Origin of the sequence: Nocardia sp. XZ_19_369, from assembly GCF_015355715.1 — a bacterium.
Taxonomy (GTDB): Bacteria; Actinomycetota; Actinomycetes; order Mycobacteriales; family Mycobacteriaceae; genus Nocardia.
The window spans coordinates 350,858-373,059 of the sequence record NZ_JACVED010000009.1 but is presented as its reverse complement, the minus strand read 5'-3'; the positions used below and the strand labels follow the sequence as shown (position 1 = coordinate 373,059).

Sequence of the window (22,202 nt, the reverse complement as noted above, 5' to 3'; positions counted from 1 at the left end):
TGCTTTGTTAGCTCACACGCCGAGTTCTTTGGACGCCGCCGCGGTGCCTTCGATGCGGGCACGAACTTTCGCGAACGCGGTTTCGCGCGACGTAGAGACGTCGTCGCCGAACGGTGCGAATCCGCAGTCGTCGCACGTGCCGAGTCGATCCACGGGCAGGTGCCGTGCCGCGTTGAGCACCCGGTCCCGCACCTGCTCCGCCGTCTCGACGGCCGGATCGATCGGATCGATGACACCGACGAAAATTCGGGCCTCCGCCGGCAAGTGCTCGGCGATGACTTGCAGTACCCGGTCAGGATCGGGCTCGCTGGCAAGTTGGACGTAGAACTGCCCGGCATGGATGCCGAACAGTTTCGGCAACAACTCCGCGTAGTCGACGTCGAGGCTGTGGGTCGAATCTTGGTCCCCGCCAGGGCAAGTGTGCAGGCCGATCCGCTGGCGCTGCTCCGGCGTGAAGCGATCGAGCACCCGATTGTTCAACGCGACGAACGAGTCGAGCAACCCGCCGGAAGGATCGAGCTTGAGCGACAGCCGCCCCTCGGTGAAGTCGAGCTGGACCGAGTGCGCACCGCCATCGAACGCCCCGCGAATATCAGCCTCCACGTTGTCCACGAGATCGTCGAGGAACTGTTCTCGCGAATACCCGCTGATGCCGTCCGCGGGATACAACAGGCTCATCGCGGAAGCCGCGATCACGGCTTGCTTGACTGGCGCCGTCGCATACTTCCGCGCAGCCTGCAGATACTGCGCACTGAAGGTCGCGTACCGAAACGGCCCTGCGCTCAACGCCGGCAACTGCCGCGTGTGTCCGTCCGCGAAGGGAATCACCGCACCATCGGGACTGAGGTTCGTCAATCCGGCCAACGGATAACTGACAAAACTGGGCTTACTCTGCTCGCCGTCCGTAACCACCGGCGACCCAAGCGATTCCAATTGCGCAATGGTGTCCCGCACCGCCGCGTCAGACAACTCGGCCAGCGCGTCATCGCTGATCCGCCCCGCCGCATGCTCTTTCATCCCCGTCACCAGCGGCGTCGGCCGCGGGATACTTCCAATAGGTTCGGTCGGCAAAGACATAAATATTCTCCCCTTCCCCACACGGCCGGTCATATCCGTTGCAGGACCGGCGAATTGGCCTCCCGCTGACCGCAGAAGGTCGCGCTGCCGATCACGGTAGCACGCCGAAACCTCCCCCCACCGGCGATCAACTCATCCGGTTTCGCGCACCCGCGAGTCGAATTCGGCGGGCGGGTCAGGACAAGCAATTCGATGAATCCGCTGGACGGCAGGATCAGTTGGTGCGGGTCACGTAGTCGGCGGGCAGGTCCGCAGGGGCACAGGCGATTACGGTGTCGTCGTCGGCGCCTCGGTCTTCGAGGAAGGTGATCTGGGCGAACTCCGCGATCATGTAGATCGGATAGGTGGGGCCCTGGTCGCGGTACTCGGCCATCTCCGCCAGGTGCTCGTTCTGGAAGCAGACCGAGTGCTCGGGGTGCTGCTTGATCCACTGGGGGAAGAAGATCACCCCGTGGAGTCGGCGTTGGCCGGGCATGATGTTCACGCTGACCGAGGTGCCGGTCGGCTCGGTCCAGGAGAGCTTGTAGTTGTCCGCGTCGAGTTGGGTGAGGTCGACGAACTGCCCTTTGACCCAGCGGCCGCCGACCATGCCGGCATGGATCCGGTAGTCGATCGTGGTGGAGTTACGGACGTAGAGCTCGTACTGCCAGCCGTTGGCATAGGTGTAGATGAGGTGCTTGCCGACGATCTGAGATAGGTCCTGCGTGGTGTCCTGCTCGGTTGAAGTCTCCATCGCTGCCTCCTCGGTAGGACTGTAATTTTACCACAAAATACTTTTGCAGCAAAAGTAGTTCTAGTGGAGTTCGGCGAGCAGGTGTTCCAGGCTGGGCAGAGCCGTGGTCAGTGCCTTCTGCTCGGCCGGCGGGAGTCTGCTGATGGCCTCGGACAGGATCTCGGTGCTGGCGTGGTCGTAGAGGTTCAGCAGTTCGATGGCCTCGGCGGTGGCGGTGAGGGTGACCGCGCGCAGGTCGGCGTCGCTGGTGTGCCGCTGGACGAGTCTGTCGGCGATCATCCGCCGAGTCAGGTTGCTGATGGTCGAGGGTGCGACCTGGAGCTGGCGTGCCGCGTCGCTCGGGCTCAGCGACCCGGCCTCGCTGAGCGCGCGCAGCAGCTCGATCTGGGCCTCGGGCAGGTCTGGTAGGTCTTTGGCGGCGCGGGTGGCGCGCAACACGGTTCTGCGTAGGGGGCCGAGAAGTCGGCTCAGTTCAGTAGCGGTATTCACCCTGATATTTTGGCAGAAAACAGTTTCTCATTAAAACTATTTCTTTCTTCTAGTGAGCTCGCCAAGCGTGCGACCGGCTACCAACGGCTGGCGTTCGAGCGGATCAGGTTGATCGGCAGGCGGTCAACGCCGTAGTCATCTCTTCGGCATGTGCACCGGGCGGAGGGTCGGTGCGTCCGATTGTGCACGCAGACAGTCTTGCGCCGCGTGTGGTCCTATCGCTACTTCAGGGAGTGATCGTTCTCTATTGTGGCGACGGTGGGACCGAGCGAAGGGCTGCAACATGTCTGGTAGGCGGCTGGACGGCAAGGTAGCGGTGGTGACCGGAGCCGCGTCGGGGATCGGGGCGGCGACGGCTGTCGAACTTGCGCGCCGCGGTGCCATAGTGGCCCTGGCCGACATCGATGAGCTGGGGATGAAGGAGACGGCTGATCGAGTGGCCGGGCTCGGTGCCGAGGTCAGCACGCATCTGGTCGATGTGGGGGACGAGGATTCGATCTATGCCTTCGCCGACGGCGTCGAAAGGCGCTGGGGCAGAGTGGATATCGTGTTGAACAACGCCGGAGTCGCGGTGCTCGGAGATGGCGTTACGATCAGCGACGAGAGTCTGCGGTGGATCGTGGATATCAACTTCTGGGGTGTCGTGCACGGCACCAGGGCGTTCTATCCGATTCTCGAGCGATCAGGCGGCGGCACGATCGCCAATGTGTCGAGCGTGTTCGGGTTGCTCGGGATGCCGTGTCAATCCGCCTACAGCGCGACGAAGTTCGCGGTGCGCGGATTCACCGAGTCGGTGCGGATGGAACTGCGGCTCGCGGGTTCGTCGGTGCGCGTCATGGTGGTGCATCCGGGCGGTATTCGGACCAATATCGCGCGGTCGACCAGGATCGAGGGCACCGGTGTCGCTCGGGCCGGTTCTGCCGCGGCCAATGTCGAGATGTTCGACCGGATAGCGCGCACGACACCGGAGCAGGCGGCACTGGCGATCGTGGACGGAATCCGGCGCGGCAAGGCGAAAGTGCGCATCGGTGCGGACGCGGTCGCGATGGATGTCGTCCAGCGACTCTTCCCGGTCGGCTACCAGCGGGTGATGCCTGCGGTAATCAGGCTCGGACTCCGCCGCGCTCGACAGTGAAAAGTCCTTCGGCAGATGAGGAATCATGATTCGTACCGAACGTGACGGCACCGTCGCGACCGTGTGGCTGGACAACCCGCCCTATAACTTCCTCACCAGTGAAATCATGACTGCTCTCGCAGATCTGCTCACCTCGCTCGAACGCGATGACGCGGTCCGCGCAGTAGTGCTCACCAGCGCGGTCGAGGACGTGTTCGTCAGCCACTACGACGTCGCTGAAATCCTGGCGGGCGCAGCGGCATCGCCGGTCACCCTGACTCGGCGCGCCGCCGCCGCGGCTCTGCACACCAGCCGCGCCGCCGATCATGTTCCCGGCGGACAAGCGGCACTGGCCCGCGCCGGCGCGGGTGGCGTCGCCGATCTGCGTCGCTACCACGAGGTGTGTCGCCGAATGCGCGACTCCGACAAGGTATTCGTCGCGGCGCTCAACGGTCGTACGCTCGGTGGCGGCTGTGAGCTGGCGCTGTCCTGCGACATCCGGTTGATGGCCGACGGCCCCTATGAGATCGGTCAACCGGAAATCTTGGTCGGGATCATCCCCGGAGGCGGTGGCACACAGATGCTGACGCGGGTGCTCGGTGCTGCCCGCGCGCTGGAACTGTGTCTGGAAGGTGCCCCGATCACTCCCGCTCGTGCCTGCGACATCGGCCTCGTGCACCGATTGGTCACTCCGGCCGACTTGCTGGACGAGGCGCGCAGTACCGCCGCACGGCTCGCCCGCAGGTCACCGGTCGCGGTCGGAGCCCTCAAACGTGCCATCTACGAAGGCGGCTCGGAATCCTTGGAAAAGGGACTGCATATCGAACGAACCGGATTCCTCGAGACGAGCTCGACCGCTTCCGCGCAACGCGCTATGGGGAAGTATCTCGAAGAGATCCGCGAGGTCGAAACCAGCGGTCGAGACCTGGCGTCGTTCATCGCTGAGCGTTTGCCGCGGTGGGTCGAGGGCGGGGTGGTCGACTTCTGAAGTGGGTGACCGCGCCTCTCCCGGCCGGGTCGATCCCGGCGGGGGAGAGGCGCTGCGTGGCTGGTTCAGCCGGCGTCTGCCGATTCCAGCAGTCCCGGCACGGTTTTGGTGGTGTTGTGGCGGAAGATGTTGACCGCGCCCACTACCTCATCGGACTCGTCGCGGATCGGGAAGACGTTGACCAGCGCGAGCAGCCGGAAACCATTGGGCTGTTCACAGATGACGTCGGCGTCGCGCACGGTGCCACCGTTGTTGATGACCACCGACGGCGGGGCCGCTTCGTGCGGCATGACCTCACCGGAGGGGTAACGCAGGCGGAACGCGCCGCAGTACTTCTCGCTCTTACCGAGTTCGGGACTGCGCCCCCAGGCGCCGATTGCGGTCTTGTTGCAGGCGATCAGCGTGCCGTCCTTCTCCAGGACATACATGCCGACCTCGATGTCGTCCATCGCGGCCTGGTCGCCGAGCAGGCCACCGGGCACCAGGTGACCGTTCTCGAGCTTGCCGTGAAACGTGAGATCGTTCAGTTCGCCGGCGGTAATCTTTTGACTGATACTCATTTCGCTTCCTATCACTCGGAATAGAGCGTCACAGCTGCGTTCGATGAAGAAATCTGGGCGCGTGGCTCAGTCAAGTCGAGGTGACTTCCGCCCCCCTTTCACCTGGGGTAAGTGTACCGAAATTGCTGTCCGGGCAGTCGGTTTCCCGAGGGCGAAGATGGCAGCATCGAGTGAAGCACTTGCCGCGCAGTGCGGGTCAGCAGTCCGCGACGGTGCGGCATACCGGTAGCGGTTCGAAGGTGGCCAGGAAAGGCAGCAAGCCGCCGAATGTGTCTCGGGCGAAGGTGCCGTGTTCGCGGTCGGCGTCGTAGCGGTGCCCAACATTGACCGCGCCCGCGAACGACGACTTCACGGTGGGACCGCTCACGTAAGTGGTGCCGTCCTTTTGTTTCTTGACAGGTTCGCTCTGGCTCTGGATCGAGAAGGGGCCTTCCCGGTGCTCCCGTTCGTTGGTGCGCGGGTAGTAGAAGTAGAAGGTCGCCTCGTTCTCGGCCGCATCTACTGCGGTGCACAGTCCCTTGGGACCGCGGTCGGACTTCAGGTAGGGCGTGGGGCATTGCAGTGCAAACGGCGGGCCGGGTATCTCCACCAGGCCCGGTGCGGGCCACGGATCGCCGTCGATAAGGTTGGGGCGCATGGTGTCCCAAGCTACGAAGACTGCCGCCATGGTCACGGTCGTGCCGAATGCGACCGATGCGAGGCGGCGACGATGGTTGGTCGACAGCGCCGCGGTCGCGGCGGCGGCCAGATCGCCGCACGACTGGTAGCGGTCGGCAGGGTCAGCAGCGGAAGCCTTGGCGACCACGGCCGCCAGGCGCGGCGGGAGCGCTTGTGCGACACCGGCTCCCGGGAGCCGGCCAGTGAGCAGCTCGTGCAGCGTGACACCGAGGGCATAGACGTCGGTACGCGAGTCCGTGGCGTCGCCCGCCCACTGTTCTGGTGCGGCGTAGGCTCGGGTGAGCATAGGCGGCCCGACGGTCTCGGTGGCGTCCGCGTCGGTGGTGCGGGCGATACCGAAATCTCCGATCAGGATACGGTCTTCGGTGCCGAGAAAGATGTTGGCGGGCTTGATATCTCGGTGCACGATGCCGCGCCGGTGGGCGTGGTCGAGACCCTTGGCGACCTCGGTCACGATGTGCACCGCGCGGTGCGGGTCCAGTCCGCGCCGATGCCGGCGCAGGTGGCGTGCGAGGTCACCACCGGGGACGTAATGCATGGAGAGCCACAGCAACCCGTTCTCGATGCCGCGGTCGTGGATGCCGACGATATTCGGATGATCCAGCTGCGCAACCAATTCGGCTTCGCGCTCGAATTTGGCCCGGAAACGAGGATCGGAACCGAGCTCGGGATCCAGCACCTTCAACGCCACCGACCGGGGTAGGCGTGGGTGGTGCGCCAGGTACACCGTACCCATACCGCCGGAGCCGAGACGTTCGACGATCAGGTGGTCGGCGAAAACCGTGCCCCGTAGCAAGGACGGGGCGGCCATCTTGCACCTCCTGCACGAGAACGCATCCCAGAATACTCGCTGCGTTCCGGCACCACCGCTTATCCTGGGCAGATGTCCGACGAGACTGTGCCGTCGGTGGAAGTGCGCTTGCTCGGGCCCGTACAGCTGCTGGTCAACGGCTCGGCATTGAATATCGGCGGCACCAAGCCTCGCGCGGTGCTGGGGATGCTCGCGGTCAACCGGCGGCGGGTGGTGTCGTCTCATGCGCTGGCCAACGGTATTTGGGACGGCCGTCCGCCGCGTCGCTTCGCCCCGACACTGCATGTGTTCGTCGCCGACATCCGCAAAGCCCTGCGGACGGCGGGGGCCGACCCGGCCGCGATCCTTCGGACGGTCACCCCCGGCTATCAGCTCGAACTCGCCGACAGCTGTTGCGACGCCGCGCGTTTCGAATCGAAGCGGGCCGCAGCCACTGCGGCGGCCGCTGCGGGCGATCACGCCGGTGCGCTCGCGCATTTCGATACGGCGCTGGCGCAGTGGAGCGGCGACCCGCTCGCCGATCTGCGCGGCCTCGGCTTCGCCGACAACTTCGCGGCCGAGCTAGCCGACCGCCGCCTGAATACGGTGCTGAGCCGCGTCGACGCCGAAATCGCGCTGGGGCGTGCGGCCGAGACGGTCGGTGCGATGACCACACTGGCGGCCGACCATCCGGTCAACGAGGCCGTGTGGCGCAGGCTCGTCACCGCGCTGTACCTCGCCGGAAGGCAAGCCGAGGCGCTCGACGCGTGCCGGCGACTACGAACGAATCTCGCGGAACTGGAAGGGCTCGATCCCGATCCGGTCACCCTGGCCCTCGAGCAGCAGGTCCGGCGCCAGCAGCCGCTGCTGCCGGTAGAGTTACCGCGCGGCAAAACCACCACGGCGGCAACGCAATCCGCACCGTGCGCAGTGCTGCGTTTGTCGGATGGCCGGACTGTCGAGATCGACAACGGGGTTCGGATCGGCCGGCAACCGGACAACGATCTGGTCCTCGACGACGCACGCGTCAGCCGGCATCACGCGCGGCTCGTCGTTCGTGAGGCCGGGATGCTGCTCGTCGACCTCGGCTCGGCGAACGGAACCTATGTCAACGGAACACAAATCGTGACCGGCACCTTGGTCGCCGACGGCGATACGATCCGAATCGGTGCGACGGCAATGCGAATCGAGAGCCTCGCCGATGAGTAGCCGAACGATAGAGAGCCTGGCTGCGGGTAGGGCGAACCCCGTTGCACGCAAAGGGATTCGCCCACTCGCTCAGCCGCACTTGTAGGTGCCGTGATAGGCGTCTTGGATACCCCAGGTGACACGGTCACGTCCGCCCGCGGGAGTGTGCCGGCAATCCAGGTTGGGTCCTTCCTTGTCGACGAACCAATTGACGCCGTAGCCGCAGTTGTTCGTGACGTCCAGCTTGTTCTGGCGCCAATCGGTCGAGTGCCGGACATCGACGCACGCAGGCAGCGGCGTGCGAGCCGCGGCAGCCTCGAACTTCGCCGCGGTCAACGGTTCCGGTGCCGCGGCATACGCGGTGGACGGCGCGATCGCTGCGGCGGCGACACCGAGGCTCGATACGCCGACAAGCATCCTGCGGCGAGCAGTTGACTTCATGACAGTTTCCTTTCCTTGCCATCCGAGGTTGATTCCTCGAACGTTCGGTCTGCGTAGATCGCGCAGAGGTATTGGTCCCAGTAGCGCCCGGCGTAGTAGACGTGGCCGCGCAGTCGGCCTTCGACCTGGAAGTAGCGGCCCTCACCGCTGCTCAGCTGCGGCCAGTTGAATCCGGGTACCTCCAGATACAGTTTGCGAAATGGGAAGGTACGGAACAGATATCGGACGAACAGGGTGATCGCCTCGGCAGCCAGCCCGGTTCCGGCGTACGCAGGCTCGAACACTGCGCCGAGGTAGGCGTGACTGCCGTGGCGGTCGGCGCTGTAGGCGACGACGTGCCCGGCGGGTTGGTCGTCGTCGATGCGGCGCACGACGTACTGCGTGAGCACCTGCGCCCACAGCTCTTCGACGAAACGTTCTGGCGCAGGCGGTGCCCCGCGGTATCGCCAGCGGAAGCAGTTCTCCGGGCGAACCGCGAGCGCGTAGAGGTATTCGGTGTCGCCCGGTTGCAGGGCGTCGAGCCGAAACACCGAGCTGTGCAGGACAGGTGCGAGCGGATCGGGTTGCGACGGTGGCAGTTCCGGCACCGAGTCGGGGCCGGAGGACGTAGCGTTCCCGGCCCGGATGGTGAGTTGAACACGTTTGCCCGCAACGGTTTCCGCGAGCGCCAGGACATCGCCGACGGTGCCGCGGCGCTCTCGGTCGGTTTGCACGCGCACGCCGTGCGAGTCCAGCCACGCCGACAGGGTCATCATGTCGAGGCTGTCCATACCGAGGTCTTCGATGAACCGAGCGGTATCGGTAAGGGTCGCGGGATCGTGTTGCAACAGGTCCGCGAGCTCAGCGCGCAGCTCTTCTCGGTTCGCCGCAGTGCGCGTGGTGATGCTCGGCATCCCCTCGAAATCCCGGCCAGTACTTATCATTTCGTACCCTTTTCGGTCGATTCCGAATTGATGAGGCAACCGTAGAACCCGATGCTTAGTGGAATCTTCGGAGACGATTAGCGGGCTCCCGAGTTCGCGGTGTTCGCAGGAGCGAGGACACGATCTCGGCTGTACCGATGAATTTCGTGTGTGCACGTAGTCGATATGGCTGGATACACCGACAGCGGTGGGCCTGTGCTGGGGCGGTCCCGGTGCGGGAGGAACACATGGAGGCAGTGATGAGCGTCGAGAACCCAGCGCAGGAGCACACGGTCCGGGCGGGTGAGCAGGGGGCGCGGGTGAGCGGTCCCCGGGTGCTGGTGGCGGGGGCGAGCATCGCGGGGCCCGCGCTGGCTCACTGGTTGCGCCGGTGGGGCGCCGCGGTGACCGTGGTGGAGCGGGCTCCCGCATTGCGTCCGGGTGGGCAGGCGGTGGATGCGCGTGGGGTGGCCAAGGAGGTCATCCGGCGCATGGGGCTCGACGCTGCCGTGCGTGCGGCTTGTACCGATACCGCCGGCGCGTACACCGTGGACGCGGACGGGAAGGTGCTGGAGACCTACCGTGCCGAGGACCACGGTGGCGACGGATACATCGCGGAGATCGAGATCCTGCGCGGAGACCTGTCACAAGTGCTTTACGACGACACCAGCGACGGTGTCGAATACATCTTCGGCGACCGCATCGCCGAACTTACCCAGGACGCGGACGGGGTCGACGTGATTTTCGCGGGCGGCGATCGGCGGCGTTTCGACCTGGTGATCGGGGCGGACGGACTGCACTCTGCGCTGCGAGCAATGGTCTTCGGACCGCACGAGCAGTTCATCCGCCACCTCGGGCACGTGCTGGCCTTCTACAGTGTGCCCAACGAGTTCGAGATCGATCGCTGGCTGATCGACTACCAGGAGTCCGGGCGCTCCGCCGGCCTGCGGCCCGTCCCGGACGCCACCAAGGCGATGGCCATGTTCTCTTTCCCCGCGGGGGACTTCGACGTCGACTACCGCGATGTCGAAGCCCAGAAGCGCCTGCTGCGTGCGCAAATGGCCGACTTCGGCTGGCTGACCCCGGACATCCTCGCGCACCTGGACGACACCCCCGACTTCTACCTCGACCAGGTCGCCCAGGTGGTGATGGACCGCTGGTCGAACGGACGGGTGGGGTTGCTCGGGGACGCGGCGTTCAGCTCGTCGCCGATGTCCGGGGCGGGCACCGGGCTGGCCCTGGTCGGCGCCTACCTACTGGCAGGCGAGCTGGCCGCCGCCGGGTGGGACCCGGAGACCGGATTCGCCGCCTACGAGAAGCAGATGCGCTCGTTCGTCGAGGCCAACCAGGAGATCGGCCGGTTGAGCGCGCGCAGCCGCGAGGTACCCGGACCGGACGCCGAGCCGAGCGTCGATTTCACGGGTGAATGGTTCGCCGAACTGGTCGAGCGTGCGATCAACGGAGTAGAGCTGCCCGACTACGCAGGGATGCTGGATTCCGCAGCTCCGGCCGGACAGCCGGTCACCTCGTCGGCCAAGCCGTAGGTGCCACACAAGGAACTTCCCCGGCCGAGTCCCGTGGTGTCGACAGAAAGGTTTGCCGCACAGCGGGATTGAAAGTTTTCGGCAAGGTTTTGTTAACGATCTTCCTACAGGCTGTTTTCGCAGTTGATCAGAACACCTACGGGGGAGAACGCAAATGAAAACAGCTATTGCCACTGCCATGATCGCCGGCCTCGCGCTCATGGGAGTCGCTACGTCCGGGCCCGCCTCGGCCGAGAGCGAGTTCCCGGTCCACACCGGCTTTTCGTCTTGGTATTCCTGCTACCAGTGGGTGCTGTCGGAGAAGGGGAACGACAGCCATCAGTACGACTGCAGGGACTTCGGTGCGGACGGGTGGACCGCAGTCTGGCTCGCGAGGTGACGCAGAACGGCTGTGAGCTGAGCGGCCAATAAAGATGACCTCGATCTCCCGCGCTACCCGCGGAGGGAGATCGAGGTCATCTCACCGTTGGCCTGATGTTCGGTCCGGGGTGCGCCAGCTGTACGAGCACTGCGACCGGCCGTTTGCGACCAGTTTGCAGTGCTACGTCGATGTCAGTTGTGGGCGCACAGCCATTCGGTGCCGTAGTGAGCAGCGTTGCCACCCTCGAGATGCACCCAGTGACCGTCACCTTCGCAGGGCGCGCCTTCGGTCGGCGCGGGCCCGGGCGGCGGGGTGGCGATGACGCCGGGCAACCCCCGGAACACGCCGTCGGGCAGCGGGATCGAAATACCCGGGACCGGCTGCCACACGTCGGCGTTGGCAGTGGCGGTCATCAACAGTGGCGCCGCGAGGGCGGTGCTCACCGCTGCGGTCAGTAAGGCTGCACGCTGCTTCATACGGTCCTCCTGTGGAGACGGTGCGGATCTGATCTGGACAACTCGACTATCGGTAGCTCAACAGTAACTGTTAGAAGTTGTTGATCAGGATCACACCCGCGCGTCGCCCGACCTCGGCTGGCTCGACCAGTTGTCGTCGCCTCGACCCTGTCCATCACCGCATCGTGCGGCCGGCTACTCGGTGGGCGAACCGGCTCAGATTGCAAAAGTCGTGGAAGCTGTGCGCGAACGCTGGGCCAACTGGTCGATGGTCGAAGAACCGCAATGGCCGATATAAAGGTGTAACAGCAGTTCCAGGCTATGAGCCGCTCGGCGACGGGAGCCCTGGCCCCACTTGAATCCCCACCACGCAGGTGTCGTCGTCGGTGTCGGAGTCGCTGTTGTCCAGCAGATCGTCCAGGCGCTCATCGAGGCTGCCGCTGAAGCGAGCCGACGCGGCGAGCAGGCGCTCCACGCACTCGTCGAGGTGGCGTCCGCGGCGTTCGATCAGGCCGTCGGTGTAGAGCAGGAGGACGTCGTCGGGTTCGAGCTGGAGTTCGCCTTCTTCATAGGTGGTTTCGGCCAGCGCGCCGAGAATTATTCCGTCGAGCAGCGGCAGGGCGGTCGCTTGCCCGGCGCGGACCAGCACGGGGGGAAGGTGGCCCGCGCGGGCCCAGCTCAGTACGCGCGTCTGCGGGTCGTAGAGGCCGCAGATGGCGGTGGCGTAGATGTCGGTGGTCAGGTGGTGGGCCACCAGGTTCAGCCAGGTGAGCAGTTGGCCGGGTCCGGCTCCGGTGGCGGCGAGGCCGCGCAGTGCGTTGCGTAGCACGACCATGTCGGTGGCCGCGGTGATGCCGTGGCCGGTGATGTCGCCGACCGACACCAGAATCTGCTTGGAGGGCAACACGATTGCGTCGTACCAGTCGCCGCCGACGAGGTGGTCCTGTTCGGTCGGCCGGTAGCGCACCGCGATGTGCAGCCCGAACGCGTCGATGGATGGTTGTGCGGCGGGCATGATCGCCTGTTGGAGCTGGCGTGCCAGCCGGCTCTGCTCGGCGGCGTGTTGCTCGGTGTGGGCGAGCTGGTCGCGGGTGGCCGAGAGTGCGACCTCGGTCCAGTGCTGTGCCGAAATGTCTTGGTAGGCACCGCGGATGGCGAGCAGATGCCCTGCTGTGTCGAGTACCGGCTCGGCGATGATCCGGATGTGGCGGGTGACGCCGTCGGGCCGGATCAGGCGGAACGCGGTGGAGGCGGCGTTGCCGTAGCGGAGCACGGTGCGCAGGAATCGTCGGACCGCGTCGGCGTCGTCGTTGTGTGCGTGGTCGGGCAAGCGGCGCAGCGGGATCGGGTTCGCGGTCGGTGCCAGGCCGTAGAGGTCGAACAGCTGGCTGCTCCAGGTGATTTCGCCGATGTCCGGGTTTTCCTCGAATCCGCCGACGCGGCCGAGGCGTTGTGCGTGCTGGAGCAGCGCCGCGAGCCGCACCGTCTCGTCCTCGACCTGCCACACCATGAGCACCGCGTCACCGTGGCGGCTGATGCTGAGCGCGGCCGAGACGGTCAGTGGTATCTGGTCGACCAGTTCGGTCAGCACCGCCCGGTCGGCGCGGTAGGTCTCCCCGGTGGCGAAGACATGCTCGATCAGTTCGAATATTTGGCCCGCGCCTGCCGCCATCGGGTACGCCTCGAGGAGCAGGGCGCCGTTTATCCGGTTGCGGGGACGGCCTGCCAGATCGACGAAGCGGGAGTTGACGTGATGGATGCGGAAGTCGGTGACTGTGCCGTCGTGGTCGAAGTGGGGGAGTAGCACGAGGACCGAGTCGAACAGCGCCTCGGCCAGCCGGACGAGGTCGGCGACGTCGGGCCCGTGGGGTACCGGCGCACCGGCCGTGTCCGATTCCAACGTGTGGGCGCACAGTTCGGCCAAGGCCTCCAGTTGCCGTTGTATTTGCGGCCGTTGCGGTTCGAGCGGTTGCGGCCAGCACACCTCCAGCACGCCGAGCAGTTTGCCGTTGGTGCCCGCGGGGATGGCCACCCGGCCGCCACTGTGGTCGCCGATCGACGGCAACCTGGATGAGCTCAGGTCCTCGATCCATAGCGCTTTTCGTTGCGTCAGCGCCTGCCGAGCCGGGGTCGCCACGCCGGGTGGCACATATCGCCACTGCTGGGCCTCGTGCGGACTGATACCGACGAAACCGCGCAGCGAGAGCGATCCGTCGGTACCTGCCGCCCAGATCGCCGCCGCCGAGGCACCGAGCGGCGCAAGCGCGTGATCGAGCAGCGCCTCGGCCACCCGCTGGGTGTCACCGGCGGCGAGCAGCCCGCTCTCCGCCGTGCGCAGCCGTACCGCGGCCGACGGATCGCCCGGTGCCGCGGCGCGGAGCAGGAATTCTCCCGCTGCCGCACTGACCTTGTCTTGTGCGGCCTGGTTCACCACCTCCGCGGCCAGCTCCAACGGCGTGACACCCGCCTGCTCGGCAAGCACCCCGAGTTGGTGCGCCGCCTGGGCGGGCCCGCAGCGCAGCCGTTCGACCAGCACGCCCTTGGCCATTTCGATCAGCGCGCGGCCGTCGGCGGTGGCTTGGGCCTGCTGAATCTCGTTGCGCAACCGCTCGACGGTGGCCGCGAGGCGGTTGAGCGCGGGTCCTTCGGCTGGACTGTTGCCGGCAGTGCTGTCCGCAGGAATTTCCGAGGCGGTCATCAGGCGTCGAGCCAGTGCTGGATGCAGGCGAGCAGCGCGTCCGCGTCGACCGGTTTGGTGACATAGTCGTTGGCGCCTGCGGCGAGGCACTTCTCCCGGTCACCCAGCATGGCCTTGGCCGTCACGGCGATGATCGGCAGAGCCTCGTACTGCGGCATCCGGCGGATCGCCGCGGTCGCGGCGTAGCCGTCCATCTCGGGCATCATGACGTCCATCAGGACCAGATCCGTCTCCGCGCGGGCGAGCAGGGTATCGATTCCCTCCCGCCCGTTCTCGGCGTGCAGCACGTTGATGCCGTGCAATTCGAGAATGCTGCTGAGGGCGAACAGGTTTCGGGCGTCGTCGTCGACGATGAGCACGGTACGGCCTGCCAGCTTGCCGTCCGGGCGCTGCGGCGCCGCGGCCGTGGCGTCCTCGCGGCGCACCAGCGGTAGCACATCTTCGGGTGCCGCGGCGGTGACGTGCAGTACGATCCGCTCCCGCAATTCGTCGAGGCTGGACAGCAGCTCCAACGGCCGGTTCGCGGTGAGCTGTTGGAGCAGACGCTCCTGCTCGGCATCGAGCCGGCGGTTGTGCGCCAGTACCGGAACACCGCGCATCGCGGCATCCCCATCCATGGTCTCCAGGAATCGCAGTGCGGCGTTGTCGGGCATGTCCAACTCCAGTACCACGCAATGGAATGCGTCGACGGCCAGCGCCGCCACCGCCTCCTCCGCGCCGACCGCGGCGACGATCTGCACCGGACCGCGCGGGTCGCTACTGTCCGCGAGATCGGCCACCGCACTCTGCGCGACCAAGGACAACAACCCCTGCGGACGTTCCTCCACGATCAGCAGCCTGCGCTGCTGCTGGGACGGCGCGGGGGCAGCCTCGAGCCGGGTTCCGTCCTCGAGCTGCCGGGTGTCTTCGTCGTGGTGTGGCGCCTGCTGGAAATCGGGTCGGGCGATCGGCAGGTACAGGGTGAAGGTGCTGCCCTGACCGAGGGTGCTGTCGGCGGTGATGGCGCCGCCGAGCAGGTAGGCGATCTCCCGGCTGATCGACAGGCCGAGTCCGGTGCCGCCGTACTTGCGGCTGGTCGTTCCGTCGGCCTGCTGAAACGCACCGAAAATCGATTCGAGCTGATGTTCGGCGATGCCGATGCCGGTGTCGATCACCTCGAACGCGAGGGTCGGGCCGTGGCGGCGCGCCACGGGGGGCACGTCGTCGGCTCGCGTTTCTTTGATGCGCAGCTGTACCGATCCGGTCTCGGTGAACTTCACCGCGTTGGACAGCAGATTGCCCAGCACCTGGCGCAGCCGGGAATCGTCGGTGAGCAACTCGAGCGGCAACTCGGGCGCGGTGCTGACCCGGAATCCCAGGCCCTTCTGGGTGGTCATCGGCCGGAAGGTGGCCTCGACGTAGTCCAGCAGCTTGCGCAACGGCACGCGCTCGGGGGTCAGGTCCATCTTGCCCGCCTCCACCTTCGACAGGTCGAGGATGTCGTTGATCAGCTGCAGCAGATCCGAACCGGCCGAGTGGATGATGCCCGCGTACTCCACCTGCTTAGGGGTGAGGTTGCGAGCCGGGTTCTGCGCCAGCAGCTGAGCGAGGATCAACAGGCTGTTCAGCGGTGTGCGCAGCTCGTGGCTCATGTTGGCCAGGAACTCCGACTTGTACTTCGACGCGAGCGCGAGCTGCTGGGCGCGGGTCTCCAGCTCCTGGCGAGCCTGCTCGATCTCGAGATTCTTGGCCTCGATGTCGCGGTTCTGCATGGCAAGCAGCTCCGCCTTCTCCTCCAGCTCGGCGTTGGACCGCTGCAGTTCCTCCTGCCGGACCTGCAACTCCTGCGAACGGGCCTGCAACTCCGAGGTCAGCCGCTGCGACTCGCCCAGCAGCTCGTCGGTGCGGGCGTTGGCGACGATCGTATTGACGTTGACGCCGACCGTCTCCATCAGCTGGTCGAGGAAGTCCTGGTGAATGCGGGTGAAGCGGTGCAGGGAGCCCAGCTCGATCACGCCGAGGACCTGGTCTTCCACCACGATCGGCAGCACCAGCAGGTTGACCGGCGCGGTCTGCCCCAGCCCGGAGGAAATCGTGACGTAGTCGCCGGGGACGGAGTCCACCGCGATGGTGCGGCGGCTGCGCGCGGCCTGGCCGACCAGGGATTGGCCGAAAGTGAAACGCGTCGGGCTGTCCGGCTCCTCCGGGCTGCCATAGGAACCGATCAGACGCAGCTCCGGCGGTGCGGCGGTGTCGTCGGCCAAGTAGAACGCGCCGAACTGCGCGGAAACCAACGGTGCCAGTTCGTCCATGATCAGCTCGGCCACCACGTGCAGATCGCGTTGCCCTTGCATGAGGCTGGAGATGCGGGCCAAGTTGGTCTTGAGCCAGTCCTGGTCCTGGTTGGCCTTGGTGGTCTCGCGCAGCGACTCCACCATCGAGTTGATGTTGTCCTTCAACTCCGCGACCTCGCCGGAGGCCTCGACGGTGATGGACCTGGTCAGGTCGCCCTCCGCGACGGCACTGGTGACCCCCGCGATGGCGCGAACCTGGCGGGTCAGGTTGCCTGCCAACTCGTTCACGTTCTCGGTCAGCCGCTTCCACGTGCCCGAAACGCCCTCGACTTCGGCTTGCCCACCGAGGCGGCCCTCCGACCCCACCTCCCTGGCCACCCGGGTCACTTCGGCGGCGAACGCGGAGAGCTGATCGACCATCGTGTTGATCGTGGTCTTCAGTTCGAGGATCTCGCCGCGCGCGTCCACATCGATCTTGCGGGTCAGATCGCCCTGCGCGACCGCGGTCGTGACCTGGGCGATGTTGCGGACCTGATTGGTCAGGTTGTTCGCCATCGAGTTGACGTTGTCGGTCAGGTCCTTCCAGGTGCCCGCCACGTTCGGCACCCGGGCCTGCCCGCCGAGCATGCCCTCGGTGCCCACCTCGCGGGCGACGCGGGTGACCTCGTCGGCGAACGCGGACAGCGTGTCGACCATCGTATTGATGACGCCGGCGAGCGCGGCGACCTCGCCCTTCGCCTCCACGTTGATCTTCTGGCTCAGGTCGCCGCGGGCCACCGCCGTCGCGACCTGCGAGATGGACCGCACCTGATTGGTCAGGTTGGACGCCATGACGTTGACGTTGTCGGTCAGGTCCTTCCAGGTACCCGAGGCGCCGCGTACGGTGGCCTGGCCGCCGAGGTTGCCCTCGGTGCCGACCTCGCGGGCGACGCGGGTGACCTCGTCGGCGAAGGCGGACAACTGATCGACCATCGTATTGATGGTCTCCTTGAGTTCCAGGATTTCCCCGCGTGCGTCGACGCGGATTTTCTGGCTCAGATCGCCACCGGCGACCGCGGTGGTGACCTGCGCGATCGAACGCACCTGCGCGGTGAGGTTGTCGGCCATGACGTTGACCGACTCGGTGAGGTCCTTCCAGGTGCCGGAGACGCCTTTCACGTCCGCCTGCCCGCCCAACCGGCCCTCCGTGCCGACCTCGCGCGAGACCCGGGTGACCTCGTCGGCGAACGACGAGAGCTGGTCGACCATCGTGTTGATGGTGTTCTTGAGTTCCAGGATTTCCCCGCGGGCGTCGACGCGGATCTTCTGGCTCAGATCACCACCAGCCACCGCGGTAGCGACCTGCGCGATCGAACGCACCTGCGCGGTCAGATTGCCCGCCATGAAGTTCACCGAGTCGGTGAGATCGCGCCACGTGCCCGACACGCCCTTCACGTCCGCCTGACCACCGAGGATCCCTTCCGTGCCGACCTCGCGCGACACCCGGGTGACCTCGTCGGCGAACGACGAGAGCTGGTCGACCATCGTGTTGATGGTGTTCTTGAGTTCCAGGATCTCCCCGCGGGCACTGACCGTGATCTTCTGACTCAGATCGCCGCCCGCCACCGCGGTCGTGACCTGGGCGATGTTGCGGACCTGCGCGGTCAAGTTGCCCGCCATGAAGTTCACCGAGTCGGTGAGATCGCGCCACACGCCACCCACTCCCGGCACCTGGGCTTGGCCGCCGAGCTGCCCTTCCGAGCCCACCTCCCGTGCCATCCGGGTGACCTCGTCGGCGAAGGCGGACAACTGGTCCACCATGGTGTTGACGGTGCTCTTGAGCTCCAGGATTTCCCCGCGCGCATCCACGTCGATCTTCTGGGACAGATCGCCGCGGGCCACCGCTGTCGCGACCTGCGCGATATCGCGCACCTGGCTGGTCAGGTTGCCTGCCATCGCGTTCACCGAGTCGGTGAGGTCTTTCCACGTGCCCGAGACCCCCGGCACTTCGGCCTGCCCACCCAATCGCCCGTCCGTGCCGACCTCGCGCGCCACCCGGGTGACCTCCGAGGTGAACAGCGAGAGCTGATCGACCATGCCGTTGAACACCGTGGCGATCTCACCGAGCAGCCCGTCACCGTCCATCGGTAGCCGTGTCCCGAAATCGCCGTCACGCACTGCGGTCAAACCCGCGAGTAGCTGGCGCAACTCGACCTGGTCCGTAGCCGCGGGCGTGTACTTACGTCCGGTCGAGGCAGCAGCCACCGTGTCCGTCATGGTCGTCCTCAGATCTGGTCGATTCGACGCCGATAGGCACGGCGGCTTTCCACCGTGTCGTGCCCGAAGGAGTCGTCAACAAGTAGTGGGTGCTGGCTGTTGAACACCCACTGACCGATGACCTTAGCCGCTGCGCGATCGCCGAGATTCGTTTGCCCCCAGCTTGATCAGGCGAACACGCATCGAGTACCCGAGTTGACGTCGCAGCGATATCTCGTGCTGCCGGGGTGCGCGTACTGTCCTGGGCGTCGATCAGGTTCGGCATGTGGGTGGTGTTTCCGTCGCTGTGCACGACTTCGACTTCTGTACGGCAACACCAGGGTTTCCATTGGTGACCGGCGGGTAGTTCGGGTGCATTCGAACGATGACGTGGAAGGGGTGAGTCGTGACGACACCGCTGGTGGACAATCTCCACCGCGACGACCGCGGCGATGCCCTGGATCTGGATCTCGACGTCATCACGCTCGCACAGGCGCGGGCGCAGGTGCGGGAGTTGCTGGCAGCGTTGCAAGGGGAGTTGCTCGAGGACGCGGTCCAGGTATTCGACGAGCTCGCCAGCAACGCCCACCGCCACGGCCAGCCTCCGCGCCGAGCCCGAGTATCACTGCGCCGCCGGCGGTTACGCATCGAAGTAGACGACACCGGGCCCGGCCGCCCGCATCCGCGAACCCCGGACCGCGCGGGCGGTCGCGGGCTGATCCTGATCGAGTGCCTCGCCACAGCTTGGGCAACCATCCGCCACCATGGCCACAAAACCGTATGGGCCGAGATCGAACTGGACCGGTCCGGCCATCGAGCGTGAACGTTTCTCGGGTCAGTCGGCAGTCGGCCTCATGCTCGGAATGGCGAACCGAATCAACTACCCGCACCTGTTGTGGCGGCGAAAACCAGGAACATCACGAAAATCGATAGCACTGGCAGTGCGCTGCCAACGATTGCTTCGCCGCGATTGGTCGCCAGCCCTCTGTCTGCGCGGTCGAACCCGATCCAGCCACAGACGAGAGCCACCACGGCAGCCGGGGCGGCGACCAGTTCGCCGACAATGGGAACGAACGCGAAAACGACGGAGACGATCCCGGCCACCAGGGCGGTGGTGCCCAACCCGTTGCGCAGCTCCAACGGCGGCGGTCGGTTCGATGACATCCGTGGCTCCTCGAGATCTCCGTAAGCCTGGTCGACCATTGCGGGCGACGCCCAGCGGTACACATCGCCGACGATCAGCAGATCCCATTCACGATACTGCCGGTGACGTAGATCATGGCGACGAGTTCGACGGTGGCGCTTGGTTCTCGCCGTCTGAGCCGAGAGCGTAGACCCGACGCCAGTGCTCCACCGAGCGGACCAGGTCCTCGCTGACGCGGAGGAGGAACTCGGCCATATTCGCCAGCCGGGTGCCGGCCGGTGTGGTGGCGCCGAGACGCTGTGCACCGTCCATACAGGCGTCGGCGATCCGGATATCGACGCGCGAGCCTGCCATGACGGTTTGGTACCAGAGATCATCGTCGACGACGTAGCGGTCCGCGCGGCCTCGGGGGTCGCGTTCGCGCCGCAGCAGCACCTGCCCCTCCAGGTATCCCACCGCCTTGGAGATCGAGGCCGGGCTGACGTGCAGGCGCCGCACGAGTTCCGCCGAGGTGAGGCTGCCACTGTCGGTGGTGAAGAGTGCGGCCAGCACCCGTGCCGTCATCTGCGGCAGCCCTGCTTCGACGAGCAGGTCCGTGGTCTGCGCGGCGACCTGGTCGACGACCCGTGGATCGCGACCGCCGACCTCGGCGCTCCCGGTGCCCGACATCGGTGCGGCTTTGCGGCGCTTGCGCGGGTATCGGGTGCTGGTCTGGTGCGTCTGCCCGGCGCGATAGCGGTTCGGGCCGCCGTTGCGCATCACCTCACGGGTGACGGTCGAGGTGGGTCGCCCGAGCCTGCGGCCGATCGCGGCGTAGGTCAGTCCGTCGCGCAGGCCTACGGCGATCTGTCGCCGATCCTGTTCGGTCAATCGTGCACCGGGCATGGGTTTCCTCAGCTGTCGGAGTCGGCAACAGCTTAATGCAACGGAAGCGTTGCATTAAGTGACAGGCGATGCGCAACGAAATCTGCTGTTAGATCAGGGAATACGTGTTCTTGCATGGCCAACTCTGATTGATCGATCTGTGAATGCAACGTTACTTTTGTCATGTCGTAAAGACCTTCGCAGAGCAAGGACGAATCGTCATGACCCACACAGGTATTCAGCAGGTACTCGACGGCGCGGTGGCCACGTACCACGTGCCCGGCATAGTCGCCGAGGTCGCGCACGGCGAACAGACCTGGTTCGGCGCCGCGGGCGTGGCCGACCGCGCGACCGGTGCCCCGCGTCAGCCGGGGGAGCACGTGCACACCGGCAGCGCGGGTAAGGCCTTCACGGCCGCCACGCTGCTGAGCCTCGAAGCCCAGGGCGTCCTGAGCATCGACGACACCGTCGAGAAGTGGCTGCCCGGCGTGCTGAATGTCAACGGCTACGACGGCAACACGATCACCATCAGGCACCTGCTCAACAACACCGGCGGTCTCTTCATCACCGGCCTCGCACCGGAAATGAGCTACCGCTACGCGACCCGATCCGCCTTCGACGAGCACCGCCTCGACGAGTTCAGCACCGAAGAGCTACTGCGCCTTGCGGTTTCGCAGCCGCCGGTCGGCGCGCCGGGTGAGCTCTTCGCGTACTCCAACGGCGGCTTCTTCATCGCCGGGGCGATCATCGAGAAAGCCACCGGCAACAGCTACGCCGCCGAGGTCGATCACCGAGTCGTCCAGCCGCTCGGCCTGACCGGCACCTACGTGCGCCCCACCGAACACACCGGATACCCCGAACCGCACCCGCGGGCGTACTCGACCCTGTTCTTCAAGGAAGGTGCGGACCCGGCCGCGATCACCCCGGAGAACTGGGAATCGATGATGGAAGATCCCGACCTCGAGCCGCTCGACGTCACCGAGTACAAGACGTCAGGCGGGTTTTCGGCAGGCAACGTCGTCTCGACCACCGGCGACATGGTTCGATTCATCGACGCGCTGGCGACCGGCAGTCTGCTGCCGCCGGACCAGCATCGGCAGATGTGGACCACGGTCTCCACCGAAGGTGGGCACTGGATGCCGCATGCCCGTTACGGTCTCGGCCTGTTCGAGTTCGACAAGGCGGCCACCGACGGCCGGACCCTGCGCGGCGTCGGCGGCAGCCTGTGGGGCTCCTGGTTCTTCGCGGTGACCGACCCCGCTGACCGGCACACACTCGCCGTGCACACCAATACGGAGTGGAAGTCCTGGAACCTCATGTTCGAGCTCATCGAGGCAGAGTTCGGCGTCGCGATCGGCTCGTGAAGACGCCGGACTACAGGCGGTGCTGAACTGTCGACTTCACCGGCATGTCCGGCGAGAAGTCCGCGGTCACCCGCGAACGGATTCAGGGGGCCGTCGATATCGAGGAGCAGAAGCGGCCGAATGATCGTTATCGCGCCAGAACGTGAAATCCTTTGGCGTAGACGTAATTGCGGTGGGCTGAGGGGATTCGAGGTTGCGGCGATGCAGCTCCGTCGCCCGGGCGGCGGCGGGGATTGCCAAGACCGGATTGTTCTTGATTGTTAGGTCGACTTCATGTTCGTTAAGCGGCTGGAATGCGTTGTGT

General features: G+C 65.9%; 19 protein-coding genes. 7 read left to right on the top strand and 12 right to left on the bottom strand.

Features of this window, described 5'->3' with window-relative positions; translation table 11 throughout:
* Window positions 1–12: 12 nt before the first annotated feature.
* From IBX18_RS32315 to IBX18_RS32305, 3 genes are all read right to left on the bottom strand, one after another.
* Entirely contained in the window at window positions 13–1,110 is a 1,098-nt protein-coding gene (locus tag IBX18_RS32315) for a cobalamin-independent methionine synthase II family protein (RefSeq protein ID WP_228542104.1), read from the bottom strand.
* Window positions 1,111–1,291: 181 nt separating this feature from the next.
* Window positions 1,292–1,810, bottom strand: coding sequence for a phenolic acid decarboxylase (locus IBX18_RS32310; protein ID WP_194837266.1), 519 nt, complete (start codon window positions 1,808–1,810; stop codon window positions 1,292–1,294).
* A 60-nt stretch (window positions 1,811–1,870) separates the two neighbouring features.
* Window positions 1,871–2,299, bottom strand: coding sequence for a MarR family winged helix-turn-helix transcriptional regulator (locus IBX18_RS32305; RefSeq protein ID WP_194837265.1), 429 nt, complete (start codon window positions 2,297–2,299; stop codon window positions 1,871–1,873).
* A gap of 283 nt (window positions 2,300–2,582) precedes the next feature.
* Between IBX18_RS32305 and IBX18_RS32300 the strand changes: the two genes are divergently transcribed.
* Window positions 2,583–3,434 (top strand): SDR family oxidoreductase, encoded by an 852-nt coding sequence (locus tag IBX18_RS32300; protein ID WP_194837264.1) that lies wholly within the window; start codon window positions 2,583–2,585, stop codon window positions 3,432–3,434.
* A 25-nt stretch (window positions 3,435–3,459) separates the two neighbouring features.
* Window positions 3,460–4,401 carry an enoyl-CoA hydratase/isomerase family protein gene (locus IBX18_RS32295; RefSeq protein WP_194837263.1) on the top strand — a complete coding sequence of 314 codons (942 nt, stop codon included), beginning with the start codon at window positions 3,460–3,462 and terminating at the stop codon, window positions 4,399–4,401.
* 65 nt (window positions 4,402–4,466) lie between these two features.
* Here IBX18_RS32295 and IBX18_RS32290 read toward each other — a convergent pair whose 3' ends face one another.
* Complete coding sequence (locus tag IBX18_RS32290) at window positions 4,467–4,961, bottom strand: PAS domain-containing protein (protein ID WP_107660342.1); 495 nt, start codon at window positions 4,959–4,961, stop codon at window positions 4,467–4,469.
* Window positions 4,962–5,157: 196 nt separating this feature from the next.
* Window positions 5,158–6,450, bottom strand: coding sequence for a serine/threonine-protein kinase (locus IBX18_RS32285; RefSeq protein WP_194837262.1), 1,293 nt, complete (start codon window positions 6,448–6,450; stop codon window positions 5,158–5,160).
* Window positions 6,451–6,522: 72 nt separating this feature from the next.
* On the opposite strand from IBX18_RS32285, the gene IBX18_RS32280 reads away from it, so the two are divergent.
* Entirely contained in the window at window positions 6,523–7,638 is a 1,116-nt protein-coding gene (locus IBX18_RS32280) for a BTAD domain-containing putative transcriptional regulator (protein WP_194837261.1), read from the top strand.
* A gap of 69 nt (window positions 7,639–7,707) precedes the next feature.
* Here IBX18_RS32280 and IBX18_RS32275 read toward each other — a convergent pair whose 3' ends face one another.
* Together IBX18_RS32275 and IBX18_RS32270 are read right to left on the bottom strand one after the other, a co-directional pair.
* On the bottom strand, window positions 7,708–8,058 hold the full coding sequence (locus IBX18_RS32275; RefSeq protein WP_194837260.1) for a hypothetical protein: 351 nt from the start codon (window positions 8,056–8,058) through the stop codon (window positions 7,708–7,710).
* Window positions 8,055–8,981, bottom strand: a complete 927-nt coding sequence (locus IBX18_RS32270; protein ID WP_194837259.1) for a GNAT family N-acetyltransferase — start codon at window positions 8,979–8,981, stop codon at window positions 8,055–8,057. Before IBX18_RS32270 ends, IBX18_RS32275 begins: the two co-directional genes overlap by 4 nt.
* 239 nt (window positions 8,982–9,220) lie before the next feature.
* Here IBX18_RS32270 and IBX18_RS32265 point away from each other — a divergent pair, with 239 nt between their 5' ends.
* On the top strand, window positions 9,221–10,504 hold the full coding sequence (locus IBX18_RS32265) for an FAD-dependent monooxygenase (RefSeq protein ID WP_228542103.1): 1,284 nt from the start codon (window positions 9,221–9,223) through the stop codon (window positions 10,502–10,504).
* Window positions 10,505–10,658: 154 nt separating this feature from the next.
* The gene (locus IBX18_RS32260; RefSeq protein WP_194837258.1) at window positions 10,659–10,883 is read left to right on the top strand and encodes a hypothetical protein; all 225 of its coding nucleotides are present in this window, start codon (window positions 10,659–10,661) and stop codon (window positions 10,881–10,883) included.
* 173 nt (window positions 10,884–11,056) lie between these two features.
* On the opposite strand, the gene IBX18_RS32255 is transcribed toward IBX18_RS32260, so the two are convergent.
* The 3 genes from IBX18_RS32255 to IBX18_RS32245 all read right to left on the bottom strand — a co-directional run bounded on the left by IBX18_RS32255 (window position 11,057) and on the right by IBX18_RS32245 (window position 18,547).
* Window positions 11,057–11,341, bottom strand: a complete 285-nt coding sequence (locus IBX18_RS32255) for a hypothetical protein (protein WP_194837257.1) — start codon at window positions 11,339–11,341, stop codon at window positions 11,057–11,059.
* Window positions 11,342–11,639: 298 nt separating this feature from the next.
* Window positions 11,640–14,018 carry a SpoIIE family protein phosphatase gene (locus IBX18_RS32250; RefSeq protein ID WP_194837256.1) on the bottom strand — a complete coding sequence of 793 codons (2,379 nt, stop codon included), beginning with the start codon at window positions 14,016–14,018 and terminating at the stop codon, window positions 11,640–11,642.
* A complete protein-coding gene (locus IBX18_RS32245; RefSeq protein ID WP_194837255.1) occupies window positions 14,018–18,547 on the bottom strand; it encodes a HAMP domain-containing protein in 4,530 nt (1,509 codons plus the stop codon). The genes IBX18_RS32250 and IBX18_RS32245 overlap by 1 nt, the downstream gene beginning before the upstream one ends.
* Window positions 18,548–18,932: 385 nt before the next feature.
* Here IBX18_RS32245 and IBX18_RS32240 point away from each other — a divergent pair, with 385 nt between their 5' ends.
* Window positions 18,933–19,349 (top strand): ATP-binding protein, encoded by a 417-nt coding sequence (locus IBX18_RS32240; protein ID WP_194837254.1) that lies wholly within the window; start codon window positions 18,933–18,935, stop codon window positions 19,347–19,349.
* 53 nt (window positions 19,350–19,402) lie between these two features.
* Here IBX18_RS32240 and IBX18_RS32235 read toward each other — a convergent pair whose 3' ends face one another.
* Together IBX18_RS32235 and IBX18_RS32230 are read right to left on the bottom strand one after the other, a co-directional pair.
* On the bottom strand, window positions 19,403–19,690 hold the full coding sequence (locus IBX18_RS32235) for a hypothetical protein (RefSeq protein WP_194837253.1): 288 nt from the start codon (window positions 19,688–19,690) through the stop codon (window positions 19,403–19,405).
* Window positions 19,691–19,802: 112 nt separating this feature from the next.
* A complete protein-coding gene (locus tag IBX18_RS32230) occupies window positions 19,803–20,555 on the bottom strand; it encodes a helix-turn-helix domain-containing protein (RefSeq protein WP_194837252.1) in 753 nt (250 codons plus the stop codon).
* 200 nt (window positions 20,556–20,755) lie between these two features.
* Here IBX18_RS32230 and IBX18_RS32225 point away from each other — a divergent pair, with 200 nt between their 5' ends.
* Window positions 20,756–21,898 (top strand): serine hydrolase, encoded by a 1,143-nt coding sequence (locus IBX18_RS32225; protein WP_194837251.1) that lies wholly within the window; start codon window positions 20,756–20,758, stop codon window positions 21,896–21,898.
* Window positions 21,899–22,202 lie beyond the last annotated feature (304 nt).